This window comes from Nonomuraea sp. IBHARD001 (genome assembly GCF_056106265.1).
In genome coordinates this window covers 2,710,776-2,724,247 of sequence record NZ_JBWBBW010000002.1, presented here as the reverse complement: position 1 = coordinate 2,724,247, position 13,472 = coordinate 2,710,776, and the positions used below count along the sequence as shown (strand labels likewise).

Annotated in this window: 13 protein-coding genes; 8 read left to right on the top strand and 5 right to left on the bottom strand. The window is 72.4% G+C overall.

Going from position 1 to position 13,472, the window contains the following annotated elements; all coding sequences use genetic code 11:
- Positions 1-116 precede the first annotated feature (116 nt).
- A complete protein-coding gene (locus tag ACTWNK_RS14645) occupies positions 117-1,094 on the bottom strand; it encodes a helix-turn-helix transcriptional regulator (RefSeq protein ID WP_474304492.1) in 978 nt (325 codons plus the stop codon).
- 52 nt (positions 1,095-1,146) lie between these two features.
- Between ACTWNK_RS14645 and ACTWNK_RS14640 the strand changes: the two genes are divergently transcribed.
- The 5 genes from ACTWNK_RS14640 to ACTWNK_RS14620 are packed head-to-tail and all read left to right on the top strand — an operon-like array spanning position 1,147 to position 8,270.
- Positions 1,147-2,268: an epoxide hydrolase family protein gene (locus ACTWNK_RS14640; protein WP_474304491.1), complete on the top strand. Its 1,122-nt coding sequence runs from the start codon at positions 1,147-1,149 to the stop codon at positions 2,266-2,268.
- A 59-nt stretch (positions 2,269-2,327) separates the two neighbouring features.
- Complete coding sequence (locus ACTWNK_RS14635; protein ID WP_474304490.1) at positions 2,328-2,852, top strand: PadR family transcriptional regulator; 525 nt, start codon at positions 2,328-2,330, stop codon at positions 2,850-2,852.
- Positions 2,849-3,568 (top strand): ABC transporter ATP-binding protein, encoded by a 720-nt coding sequence (locus ACTWNK_RS14630; RefSeq protein WP_474304489.1) that lies wholly within the window; start codon positions 2,849-2,851, stop codon positions 3,566-3,568. Before ACTWNK_RS14635 ends, ACTWNK_RS14630 begins: the two co-directional genes overlap by 4 nt.
- Entirely contained in the window at positions 3,565-5,847 is a 2,283-nt protein-coding gene (locus tag ACTWNK_RS14625; RefSeq protein ID WP_474304488.1) for an FtsX-like permease family protein, read from the top strand. The genes ACTWNK_RS14630 and ACTWNK_RS14625 overlap by 4 nt, the downstream gene beginning before the upstream one ends.
- The gene (locus ACTWNK_RS14620; protein ID WP_474304487.1) at positions 5,847-8,270 is read left to right on the top strand and encodes a penicillin acylase family protein; all 2,424 of its coding nucleotides are present in this window, start codon (positions 5,847-5,849) and stop codon (positions 8,268-8,270) included. Before ACTWNK_RS14625 ends, ACTWNK_RS14620 begins: the two co-directional genes overlap by 1 nt.
- Before the next feature lie 38 nt (positions 8,271-8,308).
- Here ACTWNK_RS14620 and ACTWNK_RS14615 read toward each other — a convergent pair whose 3' ends face one another.
- Positions 8,309-9,103 carry a L,D-transpeptidase family protein gene (locus ACTWNK_RS14615; protein WP_474304486.1) on the bottom strand — a complete coding sequence of 265 codons (795 nt, stop codon included), beginning with the start codon at positions 9,101-9,103 and terminating at the stop codon, positions 8,309-8,311.
- An 89-nt stretch (positions 9,104-9,192) separates the two neighbouring features.
- On the opposite strand from ACTWNK_RS14615, the gene ACTWNK_RS14610 reads away from it, so the two are divergent.
- Both ACTWNK_RS14610 and ACTWNK_RS14605 read left to right on the top strand, forming a co-directional pair.
- The gene (locus ACTWNK_RS14610) at positions 9,193-9,669 is read left to right on the top strand and encodes a YbaK/EbsC family protein (RefSeq protein ID WP_474304485.1); all 477 of its coding nucleotides are present in this window, start codon (positions 9,193-9,195) and stop codon (positions 9,667-9,669) included.
- Positions 9,666-10,223: a GNAT family N-acetyltransferase gene (locus ACTWNK_RS14605; protein ID WP_474304484.1), complete on the top strand. Its 558-nt coding sequence runs from the start codon at positions 9,666-9,668 to the stop codon at positions 10,221-10,223. Before ACTWNK_RS14610 ends, ACTWNK_RS14605 begins: the two co-directional genes overlap by 4 nt.
- Before the next feature lie 3 nt (positions 10,224-10,226).
- On the opposite strand, the gene ACTWNK_RS14600 is transcribed toward ACTWNK_RS14605, so the two are convergent.
- The 3 genes from ACTWNK_RS14600 to metF form a co-directional block, all read right to left on the bottom strand.
- Positions 10,227-10,790: a dihydrofolate reductase family protein gene (locus tag ACTWNK_RS14600; protein WP_474304483.1), complete on the bottom strand. Its 564-nt coding sequence runs from the start codon at positions 10,788-10,790 to the stop codon at positions 10,227-10,229.
- 135 nt (positions 10,791-10,925) lie between these two features.
- Complete coding sequence (locus ACTWNK_RS14595) at positions 10,926-11,234, bottom strand: hypothetical protein (protein ID WP_474304482.1); 309 nt, start codon at positions 11,232-11,234, stop codon at positions 10,926-10,928.
- 128 nt (positions 11,235-11,362) lie between these two features.
- Positions 11,363-12,280, bottom strand: coding sequence for a methylenetetrahydrofolate reductase [NAD(P)H] (metF, locus tag ACTWNK_RS14590; RefSeq protein WP_474304481.1), 918 nt, complete (start codon positions 12,278-12,280; stop codon positions 11,363-11,365).
- A gap of 91 nt (positions 12,281-12,371) precedes the next feature.
- On the opposite strand from metF, the gene ACTWNK_RS14585 reads away from it, so the two are divergent.
- The gene (locus tag ACTWNK_RS14585; RefSeq protein ID WP_474304480.1) at positions 12,372-13,439 is read left to right on the top strand and encodes a polyprenyl synthetase family protein; all 1,068 of its coding nucleotides are present in this window, start codon (positions 12,372-12,374) and stop codon (positions 13,437-13,439) included.
- Positions 13,440-13,472: the final 33 nt, after the last annotated feature.

Here is a 13,472-nt window from a genome sequence, read left to right as displayed (position 1 = left end):
GGGGGAAGCGGTCCCGCATCCGGGTCCTGACAACGTGAGCCGCTAGCCTCACGTCACTCCATCGAACATAATTTCGATCATCGATATTGTCAACACTCGAACGAACACAGGTTCGATCAAGTGGTGACCTGTTCGCCCTCGATCACGGTCGCACCGGCCACGACGGAGGCGCATCTGGCCCCGAGCACGGCCAGCGCGGCCAGCAGTTCGGGCGGCCCCTCGACCTGTACGTCGGCGTCGAGCATGAGCACATGAAGGGCCAGCTGGAGCGGGGTGTCGCCACCGGCGTGCACCAGGCAGGCGTGCTCGCCGTCGGGCTCGACGAGCACCGAGTCGGGCACCCTGGCGGCGACGTCGGCGGCGGGGGCGCCCACCCGCACCAGCGCCCGGTGCCGCGCCAGCGCCACGTCGACCCCGCGCGAGACGGACTCGGCGCCGGGCGGCTCCCGCCTGGCGAACCTGGGCCCGTGCGGTGGCCGCGGCGTGATCCGGTCGACGCGGAACGTACGCCAGTCCTGCCTGGCGACGTCCCAGGCGATGAGGTACCACCGCCTGCCGGTGTGCACGAGCCGATGCGGCTCGGCGTCGCGTCCCTGCTCGCTCCCGTCGTGGGTGCGATAGCCGAACCTCAGCCGCTGCCGGTCGCGGCACGCGGCGGCGATGGTGGCGAGCAGGCCGGGCTCGACCACGGGCCCGCCGGTCTGGGTGGCGATCGTGTGCGCGTGCAGCGCGCCGACCTGGCGGCGCAGCCGTTCGGGCAGGACCTGTTCGAGTTTGGCCAGGGCGCGCACCGAGCTGTCCTCGATGCCCTCGACCGTGCCTCCGGCGGCCGTGCGCAGCCCGATGGCCACCGCGACGGCCTCCTCGTCGTCGAGCAGCAGCGGCGGCAGCCGCGTGCCCGCCCCCAGCCGGTATCCCCCGGCGGCCCCGGGCACCGCGTGCACCGGGTAGTCCAGCTCGCGCAGCTTGGCGATGTCGTAGCGGATCGTGCGTGGACTGACCTCGAGCCGGTCGGCGAGCTCGGCCCCTGTCCAGCTGGGGCGGCTCTGCAACAGCGAAAGCAGGCGCAGCAGCCTGGCGGACGTCTCCAACATCGACTCATTATCGCGGCAACAGCTTTGCCGCGTTGGGCGAAACCATGAGGTCATGACGAACCACGACATCCGCCCGTTCCACCTGCACGTCCCCGACGCCGACCTGGACGACCTGCGCGAGCGGCTGGGCCGTACCCGGGCTCCCCAGGCGGCTCCCGGCGAGGGCAGGGGCCTGCCGGGCGGCGCGCTGGCGGAGCTGGCCGCGTACTGGGCCGACGGCTACGACTGGCGGGCGAACGAGGCCCTGGTCAACGAGCTGCCGCAGTACGTCACGACGATCGACGGGGTGCGGGTGCACTTCGTCCACGTGCGCTCGCCCGAGCCGGGCGCGACGCCGTTGCTGCTGACGCACGGCTGGCCGAGCACCTTCCTGGAGTTCGGCCCGCTGATCGGCCCGCTGAGCGACCCCCGCGCGCACGGCGGCGACCCGGCGCACGCCTTCGACCTGGTGATCCCCTCGCTCCCCGGCCACGGCCTGTCCGGCGCGCCCACCGAGCCGGGCTGGAACCTGCGGCGCATCGCGCACGCCTGGGCCGAGCTGATGCGCCGCCTGGGCTACACCAGGTACGGCGCGCACGGCACCGACTGGGGTTCCGGCGTCTCGCGCGAACTGGCCCTGGTGGCCCCGGAGCAGGTGTGCGGCGTGCACGTCAGCTACCTGCCGACCTTCCCTTCGGGCGCCCCGGGCGAGCTGGCGGGCCTGAGCGAGTCCGACCTGGCCAGGCTGGCGGGCCTGGAGCGCTTCACCGGCGACCTGGGCGGCTCCATGGCGATCCAGTCGACCCGCCCGCAGACCCTGGCCTACGCCCTGGCCGACTCCCCCGCCGGGCAGCTGGCCTGGATCGCGGAGAAGTTCACCGAGTGGGCCGAGTACGAGGTGGACCGCGACCTGCTGCTGACCATCGTGACGATCTACTGGCTGACCAACTCGGCCGGGCCCTCGGCGCAGCTGTACTGGGAGTTCGCCCACGCCTGGACGGGCTCCGAGCCGTCGGACACGCCGCTGGGCGTCGCGGTCTTCCCGCGCGACATCCTGCTGCCGATCAGGCGGCTGGCCGAGCGGACGGCGAAGGTGACGCACTGGACCGAGTTCGGCAGCGGCGGGCACTTCCCGGCCCTGGAGCGGCCCGGCGACCTCGCCGGCGACATCCGCGCGTTCTTCGCGACGATCTGAAGTCCCTTCCCACCAAGGCTTATGCGCCGCGTGTATACCCTCAGTATATAGTCCCCCGCATGAGTGTGCCTCTCGCCCTGCTCGGCCTGCTCGATCGCGAGCCGAGCCACGGATACGACCTCAAGCGCGACTACGACGCCTACTTCGCCAGGGGCAGGCCGCTGCCGTTCGGCCAGGTGTACTCCACCCTCGGCAGGCTGGCCAGGGACGGCAAGGTCACAGCGGGCCGGAGCGAGCCGGGCGACGGGCCGGACCGCAAGCGCTACGCCATCACGCCGCTCGGCAGGGACGAGGTGCAGGCCTGGCTGAGCGAGCCCGTCGAGGCCGAGCCGTACCTGCAGACGGTGCTGTTCACCAAGGTGGTGCTCGCGCTGATGCTCGGGCGCGACGCCGCCGGGTACCTCGACGCGCAGCGGGCCGCGCACCTGCGGCGCATGCGCGAGCTGACCGAGGTCAAGCGCGGCGGCGCGCTCGTCGACGCGCTGCTGGCCGACCACGGCCTGTTCCACCTGGAGGCCGACCTGCGGTGGATCGACGTCACCTCGGCCAGGCTCGGCGCACTGGCCCAGACGGTGCGCCGATGAGCCCGCCGCCGCCCGTCCTGACGGGCTCGCACTCCCCGGTGATCGAGGCGCGCGCGGTCTCCAGGGCGTACGGCAGGACGCCCGCGCTGCTGGAGGCCGACCTGGCGGTGCGGGCGGGCGAGGTGCTGGCGGTCATGGGGCCGAGCGGTTCCGGCAAGTCGACCCTGCTGCACTGCCTGGCCGGGATCTTCACCCCGGACTCGGGCGAGGTGTGGTTCCAGGGACGGCGGCTCGACACGCTGTCCGACAACGCCAGGAGCGAGTTACGACGCACGGCGTTCGGGTTCGTGTTCCAGTACGGCAGGCTCGTGCCCGAGCTGACCGTCGCCGACAATGTCGCCCTGCCCCTGCTGCTCGGCCGCACCGGGCGCAGGCAGGCCTATGCCAGGGCGGCCGGATGGCTGGAGCGCCTCGGCCTCGACGGGCTGGGCGACAGGCGCACCGGCGAGATGTCGGGCGGCCAGGCGCAGCGGGTGGCGATCGCGAGGGCGCTGGTGACCGGGCCGTCGGTGCTGTTCGCCGACGAGCCCACCGGCTCGCTCGACTCGCTCACCGGCGAGCAGGTGATGGACCTGCTGGTCGCGCTGGCCCGCGAGGAGGGCACGACGGTGCTCGTCGTCACGCACGACGCCCGTGTGGCCGCCGGGGCCGACCGCGAGGTCGTCGTACGCGACGGCCGGGTCACCGACCCCTACCGCGCGCAGAGCCTGCGGTGACGGCCGTGCTCGGCCTGCGCATCGCCCTGCGCGGCGGTAGGGAGGCCGCCGTCAGGCTCGCGCTCGTCACGGTCGCGGTCGGGGCGGGCGTCACGGTGCTGCTGGCGACGCTGGCGATGTTCAACGCCTTCGCCGCGACCGGGCAGCGCGCGTGCTGGGAGTGCACGACGGGCTCGGCGCCGGGTGGCTGGGCGCTCGGCGCGACGACGAACACCGCCCTGTGGAACTACCGCGAGGACACCTACGCCGGTCGCGGCCTCAAGCGCCTCGACGTGGCCGCGCTCGGCGCCCGGGCTCCGGTCATGCCGGGCCTGGAGCGATGGCCGGGCCCGGGACACTACCTCGTCTCGCCCGCGCTGGCCGCGCTGCTGGATTCGGTGCCCGCCGATCAGCTCGGCGACCGCTTCGCGGGCACGAGGGCCGGGCTGATCGGCCGGCAGGCCCTGTCGGGGCCGGACGAGCTCGCCGTCGTCGTGGGGGGCACGCCGCAGCGGCTGGCCTCGATGGCGGGGACGGTGGAGGTCGACACGATCTCGGCCGAGCCCGCCGTCGACGACACCTCCACGTGGTACCGCCAGGCGTTCGGCATCGCGGCCGTCGGCCTGATCTTCCCGCTGCTCGTGCTCATCGGCACCGCCTCCCGGCTGGCCGCCGCCCGCCGCGAGGAGCGCTACGCCGCGATCAGGCTGGTGGGCGCCACCGCACGGCAGATCAATGTCATCGCCTCCGTCGACGCCGCCGCCGGGGCCGTGCTCGGCACCCTGGCGGGCATCGGGCTCTTCCAGCTGGTACGGCCGGCCGTGGCCCAGGTGGCGGTCACGGGAGCGCGTTACTTCCCCGTTCTGGTCGTGCCGTCGGCCGTGCAGTACGCCTGTGTGCTGGTCGCGGTGCCGCTGGCCACGACCGGTGCGGCGCTGTGGTCGCTGCGCCGGGTGCGGATCACGCCGATGGGCGTGGCCGGCCGGACGGCCTCGCCCGCGCCGAGGGGGTGGCGGCTGCTGCCGCTGGGGGCCGGGCTCGTGGTGTTCGCCCTGGCTTTCGGCGGTTCGAGCAAGGAGCCCGAGCCGGTCCTGCTCGACATCGGGCTGATCCTGATCATGGCGGGCCTGATGCTGGGCGGGCCGTGGCTGACGATGCTGGCGGCCGGGCTGGTGGCCAGGCACACGCGCAGCGCCGCCGGACTGCTGGCCGCCCAGCGGCTGCGCGCCGATCCGAAGGCCGCGTTCAGGACGGTGAACGGGCTCGTGCTCGCCGTCTTCATCGGCACCGCGATCGCCGGGATCATCCCGGCCGTCGTGTCGGGCCAGCGCGCGGTGGGCGGCGGCACGCTCGGCCCCGTGCTGCGCGCCGCGTTCGCCTACGCGGGCTGCGGCTCCCCCGACTGCGCCGCCATCGCGGGCCGCGCGCTGCCGCCCGAGGCCGCGGCCCGGCTGCTCGCCGAAATGCGGGCCCTGCCCGGGGTATCGGTGCTACCGATATACGACAGGGCCTCCGATCCGGCGTCGAAGGACGGGCACGACCGCTTCGGCGACGGGCCGCCGCCGCCGGGCTCGATCGTGGGCTGCGCGAGCCTGGCCGCGCTGCCCGCGCTCGGGAGCTGCCCGCCGGGAGCCACGGCCGTGGCCGCCTCGCTGGAGCGGGTGGTGGTCAACGACAACATGCTGTCCATCGGCAGGCGCCTGCCCGTCGTCGGCGGCGACAGTCCGGTCGTCACCACGCCGCTCGCCGGGCTGAGCCTGTCGGCCGTGCTGGTCGGCACCGGCGACGCCGCCACGCTCGAACGCGTCCGCACGCTGCTCACGCCGTACACGGCCGTCAGCGGGGTCGACGAGGCGCCGATGACGTTCGACGAGGTGGCGGCGGCCAGGGCGGTGCTGCTCGAACAGATCGAGGCGGTGGCGCTCGCGATGGTCGGGCTCACCCTGCTGGTGGCCGGTTGCGCGCTCGTGGTGGCGGTCGGGGGTGGTCTGGTCGAGCGCAGGAGGCCGTTCACGCTGCTGCGGCTGTGCGGGACGCCGACGGCGACGCTGTCCAGGGTGGTGCTGCTGGAGTCGGCGCTGCCGCTGGTGCTGGCCGCCGTGCTCGCCGCCGGGGCCGGGATCGGGGTGGCCGGGCTGTTGTCCGGTCAGCTCGGCGTCGCGTTCTCGCCGCCGGGCGCCGGTTACTTCCTGACGGCCGGTGGCGGGCTCGCCGTCGCCCTGCTCGTCGTCCTCACCGCGCTGCCGCTGCTGCGGCGCATGACCGCGCCCGACTCGGCGCACCTCGGACAGGAGTCCTGATGAGCACACGACCACTCGGGCGTCCGGCGCGGCTCCTGCTCGCCTGCGCGCTCGTCCTCGTCGCCGCCGTTGTCGTGGTGACGCAGACCCGCACCCCCTCGGTGGCCGACGACGGCCGCTACCGGGCCGACATCCGGCGCACCGAGCACGGCATACCGCACATCTCGGCCAAGGACCACGGCAGCCTCGGCTTCGGGTACGGCTACGCCTTCGCCCAGGACAACCTGTGCACGATGGCCTCCTGGGTCCTGACGTTACGCGGCGAACGCTCGGCGCACTTCGGCGCGCAGGCGCTGTCCGACGATCCGATCAGGCCGGCCCCGAACCTCGCCAGCGACGTGTACCACCGAGGCGTGCACGCCTCGGGCGTCGTGCGCCGGCTGCTGGCCGCCCCGGCGCCGATCGGCCCCACGCCGCAGATGCGCCGCCTGGTCGACGGCTACGTGGCCGGGTACAACCGCTACCTGAGCGACACCGGCGTCGGCGCACTGCCCGACCCGGCCTGCAGGGGCAAGGACTGGGTGGGCCCGATCACCGCACTCGACGTCTGGCACAACCTGCTCGACCTCAACCGCATGGCGGGCAGCTCCCAGCTCAAGAAGGACATCGCCGAAGCCGCCCCGCCCGGCTCCGCCCCGGCCTCGGCCGACGACGACGACGGCGGCCCCGGGCCCGAGCCACGCCTGCGGCAGGCGCCGGGCAGCAACGCCTGGGCGCTCGGCCGTACCTCGACCAGGAACGGCACCTCCATGCTCGTGGCCGACCCGCACTTCCCGTGGAACGGCGTGCGGCGCTTCTACCAGGTGCACCTGACGATCCCGGGACAGCTCGACGTCTCGGGCGCCAGCCTCTACGGCACGCCGGTCGTCCAGATCGGGCACAACGCGAGCCTCGCCTGGACCCATACCGTCTCGCACGCCCAGCGCTTCACCCTGTTCCGGCTCGACCTGGCGCCGGGCGATCCCACCGCGTACCTGGTCGACGGCGTCGCCGAGCCGATGGGCAGGCAGGAGGTCACGCTCACCGTGCGCGAGCCCGACGGGAGCTCGCGCCCGCTCACGCGTGTCCTGTACACCTCGCGCTACGGTCCCGTGCTGGCGAGCGGCTGGAGCGAGAAGAGCGCGTACGTGCTGGCCGACGCCAACGCCGCCAACCTGCGCTCGGGCGACGAGTGGCTGGCGATGGCGGCGGCCCGCGACGTCAACGGCCTGCGCCGGGCCCAGGCCACCTACCAGGGCATGCCGTTCGTCTACACACTGGCGGCCGACGCGGGCGGCACGGCGTACTTCGCCGACGCCTCCGTGGTCCCGCACGTCACCGACGCCCACGCCGCGCGCTGTGTCAGCACGCCCGACGAGGAGAGCTACATCCTCGACGGCTCCACCTCCTCCTGCGGCTGGGGCTCCGACGCCGACGCCGTGCGGCCCGGCCTGTTCGGACCGGCCGCCAAGCCCGGCCTGACCAGGAACGACTATGTGAGCAACTCCAACAACAGCCCGTGGCTGACCAACCCGGCGGCGCCGCTGACCGGCTATGCGAAGATCTTCGGCACCTCCGGAACCGATCCCGAGCTGCGCCCGCAGGTCAGCCTGGACATGATCGGCAGACGGCTGAACGGCTCCGACGGGCTCGGCGCGCCCGGGTTCACGCTGGAGTCGCTGACGGCCTCGGTCTCGGGCAAGCGCAATCTGGCCTTCGAACGCACCCGCGCCGATCTGGCCGCCATCTGCGCGGCGCATCCCGTCATGACGGCCGGGGACGGCTCCCGCGTCGACGTGCGCGAGGCGTGCGGCGTCCTGGCCGCGTGGAACGGCAGGGCGACGGCCACGAGTGCGGGATCGGTCCTGTGGCGCGAGTTCTTCACCAGGCTGGGACGCCGGACCGCTCCCCCGCCGCACTCCGACAAGCCGGGCGAGAAGCCCGCGGCGCCCGGACCGCCGAAGGCCGCCTGGTGGCGCGTGCCGTTCGACCCCGCCGAGCCGCTCACCACCCCGCGCGGCCTCGACCGGGCCCGCGCGGAGACCAGGACGGCGCTGGCCGACGTCGTGCGCTTCTTCCGGGCCAACCGCATCCCGCTGGGGCGTACGGCCGGGCAGGCGCAGTCGTACGGAGCGGTGGCCGTGCCCGGCTGCACCGAGGGCGAGGGCTGTTTCGACCGGATCCGCACGTCGGGGCCGCTCGGCACGGACGGGCGTTATCCGCCGGTCGACACCGGGTCCACGTTCCTGATGGCGGTCGAACTGACCCCGGCGGGGCCGAAGGCCATGACCGTGATGACGTACTCGCAGTCGGCGAACGCGGCTTCGCCGTACCACTCCGATCAGACCGTGCTGTTCGCGCAGGGCCGGTGGGTGAAGGGGCGCTTCACCGAGGCGGAGATCAAGGCCGATCCGCACCTGCGCACGAGCACCGTGCGCGGCTGACGGCCGGGCGGGGGCGTGCGCCGCCCCCGCCCGTGCGCTCAGCGCTGGAAACGGCCCTTGACGTGTACGGGCACGCCGGTGCCGAGCAGGCCGGGCAGCTCTTCGGCGACGTTCATCGGCAGCCGCACGCAGCCGTGCGAGGCCGGGTACAGCGGCACCGACAGGGCGCCGTGGAAGGCGATGCCGCCGTTGAAGAAGATCGGGTTGTACAGCTGGCCGAGGTAGGACTTGTGCCACCCGCTCCTGCGCCAGGTCGTCTTGTAGTCGCCCGTCGGCGTCCTGGCGCTGCCGCAGAAGCGCTGCGCCTTGCCCTGCCAGGTGGTCGTCTCGCAGTACGCCACGCCGCTGCCCGAGGAGATGTGCGTGATCAGCTTCACCTGGTTGCCGACGTACAGGACCATGGTCTGGTTGCTCAGGTTCACCTCGGCGCGGGTCGCCTTGCCCTTGGGCACGAGGATCTTCGGCGCTCTGGGGTTGTCCAGGGCGGCCCAGGTCTTCGCGCCGATCGTGCTGCTGGTCTTGAGACCGTTGATCTTCTGGAAGGCCCACACGGCCGCCAGGGTGGTGCCGCCGTAGCGGCCGTCCGGCTTGCCCGGGCGGTAGCCGAGCTCGGTGAGCCGCTGCTGCAGCCACTTGACGTCCGCGCCCTTGGCGCCGAGCTTGAGCTGCTTGCCCGGGGAGGCCGTCGCCGCCGCCGTCGTCGCTGTTGTCGTTGGTCCCGCTGACGTCGAAGCCTGCGCCATGCCGGCGCCGGCTCCGGCGAGCAGGAGTGTGCCCGCCGTCATGAGAGCAGCCAGTCCGAGCCGCCTCTGCCCAGCTCCCACCGTGATCATCCCCTCAAATCCTTAACATTGTGAACAAATGACCCTAGCGCACCACGCACTCCAGGTAATCAATTGGTCAATCTGATTAGAGTGGGCCTGTGTCAGAAAAGTTGCCCGCCAACGCCCTCCACGTCGAGGCGATCCTGCGCGCCCTCGGCGCGCCCGGCGAGATCGTCCTGCTGCCCGACTCCGCGCCCACGGCCGCCACGGCCGCCGCCCAGCTCGGCTGCGAGATCGGCGCGATCGCCAACAGCCTCATCTTCGACGCCGACGCCACCCCGCTCCTGGTCCTGACCAGCGGCGCCCACCGCGTCGACACCTCGCTGATCGCGGCCGTCGCGGGCTTCACGAAGGTACGGCGGGCCAGTCCCGAGTTCGTCAGGCAGGCCACCGGCCAGCCGATCGGCGGCGTCGCACCCGTCGGGCACCCCGCGCCCGTGCGCACGCTGGTCGACACCTGGCTGAGCAAGTACGACGTCGTCTGGGCCGCGGCCGGGCATCCGCACACCGTGTTCCCGACGAGTTTCGACGAGCTGCTCCGGATCACCGGGGGCGTCGCGGTCGAGGTCGAATGATCTCCTTTCGCGGGATGGATCGGCTCGAATTCGCCGAACGCCTGGATTCCGTGATGGATATCTACACCGCCGCGATGCACCCGCCTTCCGATCAAGTAGCCGGGCGGTGCGCGATCATGCGAAATCACGGGACTTATCCCGATTTTCAGTGCTATTTCGCTGAACTTCCGGACGGGAAGCCGGTCGGTTTCGCCTACGGCTTCCACGGCACGCCCGGCCAGTGGTGGCACGACGTCGTGCACCACGCCCTCACCACGGCCGCGGGCCCGGCCGTGGCCCACGCCTGGCTCGACGACACCTTCGAACTCGCCGAGATCCACGTCCATCCCGACTACCAGGGCAAGGGCATCGGCCGCGCGATGATCCACGCACTGTGCGAGGGACATCGGGAGCGGTCGGCCGTCCTGTCGACCCATGACCAGCCCACGGCCGCACGGCATCTGTACCGGTCGATGGGGTTCACCGATCTGCTGTCGCAGTTCGTGTTTCCCGGAGGGCACGAGCACTACGCGATCGCGGGCGTGGCCCTGCCGCTGGCCCGGGGCGCGAAGTAGGGCTCAGCGCACGGGCGCGTAGCGCAGCAGGACGACGGCGTCGCCGAAGGTCCGGGCCTCGACCAGGCGGACCTTGACGCGCTCCCCCTCGGGAAACAGCGGCTCGCCCCCGCCGAGCGCGACCGGATGGACGAACACCCTCAGATCGTCGACGAGACCCAGCCGCAGGAACGCCCCCGCGATCCGCCCGCCGCCGTACAGGACCAGATCGCCCGCCACCGAGCCCTTGAGCCTGCGCACCTCCTCGGTCAGGTCGCCGCGCAGCACCTGGGTGTTCCACCCGGCCGCCTCGATGGACTGCGAGAAGACGTACTTGGGCGTGTCCCGCCACAGCGGGGCGAAGTCACGGTCGTGCGGATGGCAGTCGGGGTCCTGGTCGACCGTCGGCCAGTACGAGGCCATGCCCCGGTAGACGTTGGCGCCGTAGAGGAAGGCGCCGGTGGCCTTGGACTGCTCCTGCCCGTAGGCGCTCAGCTCCGGCCCGACGACCGGCCAGTCGAACTCGCCCTCGGGCCCGCAGACATATCCGTCGATCGACTGGTGCATCCACAGAACGACGTTCCCCATGGTCTCGCTCCTCGTAATCCGCTGTCGTGGTGCTGTCACGGAAAGGTCGAAGCGGACCCACGGGAGTCGACATCCCGGATGCGACTTTCTCAGAATTTCCCGGGCGTCATCTTCCCGGGCGTCGGCCGTACCCGCTCAGCCGCCCAGGAACCCGCCGAACAGCAGCCCCCACGTGAGCAGCCCGCCACCGGCGACCAGCAGCACGTCGGCGGCCAGCAGCCCGACGACCGCCCCCAGCCACCGCCCCGACCAGTCGTACCACCACACGCCGGTCCCGCCCGCGACCATCCCCACGACCGGCACCCCGACCACCACCGCCACGGCCTGAGGAAAGACCGGCCCGTACAGCCACAGCAGAAAGTCCCACAACAGCACCGGCCCCACGGCCCACAACCCCAGCGCCACCGGAGTGAGAAACGCGGCGACACCCACCCTGACCCTCATACCACCACAGTCGACCAGACCGATGTGCTCCCACGGCGCAGCGGAAGTCGAGGTTCGGTGCAGGTGCCGAGGAAACAACGAACCGCCCGGCATCACCTCGTCGTGAGGCCAGGCGGTCAACCGTTCGCTCAGAGGGCGGCCGGGATCGCGAGCCGCTGGAAGACCTCGCGCGTGGCGCTGGAGCGGTTGAAGGTGATGAAGTGGATGCCGGGCGCGCCCTCGTCGAGAAGCCGTTGGCAGAGCTCGGCGCAGTGCTCGATGCCGAGGGCCCGCACGGCCGCGGGGTCGTCGGCGACCGCCTCGAAGCGGGCCGCGACCTCGGGCGGGAAGGGAGCGCCCGACAACTGCTCCGAGCGGGCGATCGTGCTGAACTGCGTCACGGGCATGATGCCGGGGATGATCGGCGTGTCACAGCCCCGTGCGGTCACGCGCTCGCGCAGGCGCAGGTAGTCGTCGGCCTGGAAGAACATCTGGGTGATCGCGTAGTCGGCTCCGGCACGGCACTTGCGGACCAGGTAGTCGGTGTCGGACTCGATCGTGGCCGAACGCGGGTGCTTGTACGGGAAGGCGGCGACGCCGACGCAGAAGTCGCCGGAGGAGCGGATGAGCTTGACCAGCTCCTCGGCGTAGAGGACGCCCTCGGGGTGCTGGACCCACTCGCCCATGGGGTCGCCCGGCGGGTCGCCGCGCACGGCCAGGATGTTGCGCACCCCGGCGTCGGCGAACCTGCCCACGAGGTGACGAAGCTCACGCAGCGAGTGCTTCACGGCCGTGAAGTGCGCCACGGGCGTGAGCGTGGTCTCGTGTGCCACCCGCTCGACGATGTCGACCGTGCGGTCGCGGGTGGAACCCCCGGCGCCGTAGGTCACGGAGACGAAGGTGGGGCGCAGCGCCTCCAGCTCTCGGATGGCACGCCAGAGCTGCCGCTCACCCTCATCGGTCTTGGGCGGGAAGAACTCGAACGAGAACGACCTGTCGCCCTGGGCGAGCAGATCGCGAACGGTGGGGACGCGCTCGGGAAACATGGAGGATCGACCCAATGCCATGCTCCAAGGTTACCGTTCCGTGGCGTTCGTCAAAGGCCATGTCCACCACGAGAGATCGATGTGTGCCCGCCCGGCCACTACTCTCAAGGGCATGAACTCTCACGTCGCCAGCATGGACGCCCTCCGTACCCAGGTGGATCGTTCCCTGCGGGAGTTCGTCGCCAGGCAGCGCCCGCTCGTCAGCGGGCCCGACCTGGAGCCCCTTCTTTCGGCCGCCGAGGACCTGCTGGCGGGTGGCAAGCGGCTGCGTCCGGCGTTCTGCTACTGGGGCTGGCGGGCCGCGGGCGGCGAGGACGACCCGGCCGTCTACACCGCCGCCGCCTCCCTTGAGCTGTTGCAGGCCAGCGCCCTGGTGCACGACGACGTCATGGACAAGAGCGACCTGCGCAGGGGCATGCCGTCGGCGCACCGGCGTTTCCAGGCCCAGCACGAGAAGGCCGCCTGGCAGGGCTCGGCCGAGCAGTTCGGCGAGGGCGCGGCGATCCTGCTGGGCAACCTGCTGCTGCTGTGGTCGGGCGAGATGTGGCGCACGAGCGGCATGCCCGCCCACGCGCTCGCCGCCGCCCAGCCGATGCACGACCACATGCGCACCGAGCTGATGTGCGGGCAGTACCTCGACCTGCTGGAGCAGGCGCACGGCGAGAACACGTTCGACTCGGCCCTGCGCGTCGCCCTCTACAAGAGCGGCAAGTACTCCGTCGAGCAGCCCCTGCGCCTGGGCCTCACGCTGGGCACGGCCGCGACGCCGGAGTGGGTCGACCGGCTCTGCGTCGACTACGGCAGGAAGGTGGGCATCGCCTTCCAGCTGCGCGACGACGTGCTGGGCGTGTTCGGCGACCCGGCCGAGACCGGCAAGCCCGCGGGCGACGACCTGCGCGAGGGCAAGCGGACGATGCTCATCGCCCGCACGCTGGCGGCGGCCACGCCCGCGGAGGCGGCGACCGTGCGCGCCCTGCTCGGCGACCCGGCGCTCGACCCGGCCGGTGTGGCCGCGCTTCGCGAGATCATCGAGGGCACGGGCGCGCTGCTGGCCTGCGAGGAGCTCATCGGGACCTACCTGGAGGACGCGCTGCACGCCCTCGACGAGGCTCCCGTCGCCGCAGGCGCCAGGGCGGCCCTGGTCGAGCTGGCGGTCGCGGCGACCTCACGCAAGTCCTGAGGCCCACCGGCGGCGACCTCCCGCAAGCCCTGA

Bases quoted from the DNA above. Each gene is read 5' to 3' on its own strand.
- ACTWNK_RS14645 (WP_474304492.1), bottom strand. From the start codon at position 1,094: ATGTTGGAGACGTCCGCCAGGCTGCTGCGCCTGCTTTCGCTGTTGCAG.
- ACTWNK_RS14640 (WP_474304491.1), top strand. From the start codon at position 1,147: ATGACGAACCACGACATCCGCCCGTTCCACCTGCACGTCCCCGACGCC.
- ACTWNK_RS14635 (WP_474304490.1), top strand. From the start codon at position 2,328: ATGAGTGTGCCTCTCGCCCTGCTCGGCCTGCTCGATCGCGAGCCGAGC.
- ACTWNK_RS14630 (WP_474304489.1), top strand. From the start codon at position 2,849: ATGAGCCCGCCGCCGCCCGTCCTGACGGGCTCGCACTCCCCGGTGATC.
- ACTWNK_RS14620 (WP_474304487.1), top strand. From the start codon at position 5,847: ATGAGCACACGACCACTCGGGCGTCCGGCGCGGCTCCTGCTCGCCTGC.
- ACTWNK_RS14615 (WP_474304486.1), bottom strand. From the start codon at position 9,103: ATGATCACGGTGGGAGCTGGGCAGAGGCGGCTCGGACTGGCTGCTCTC.
- ACTWNK_RS14605 (WP_474304484.1), top strand. From the start codon at position 9,666: ATGATCTCCTTTCGCGGGATGGATCGGCTCGAATTCGCCGAACGCCTG.
- ACTWNK_RS14600 (WP_474304483.1), bottom strand. From the start codon at position 10,790: ATGGGGAACGTCGTTCTGTGGATGCACCAGTCGATCGACGGATATGTC.
- ACTWNK_RS14595 (WP_474304482.1), bottom strand. From the start codon at position 11,234: ATGAGGGTCAGGGTGGGTGTCGCCGCGTTTCTCACTCCGGTGGCGCTG.
- metF (WP_474304481.1), bottom strand. From the start codon at position 12,280: ATGGCATTGGGTCGATCCTCCATGTTTCCCGAGCGCGTCCCCACCGTT.
- ACTWNK_RS14585 (WP_474304480.1), top strand. From the start codon at position 12,372: ATGAACTCTCACGTCGCCAGCATGGACGCCCTCCGTACCCAGGTGGAT.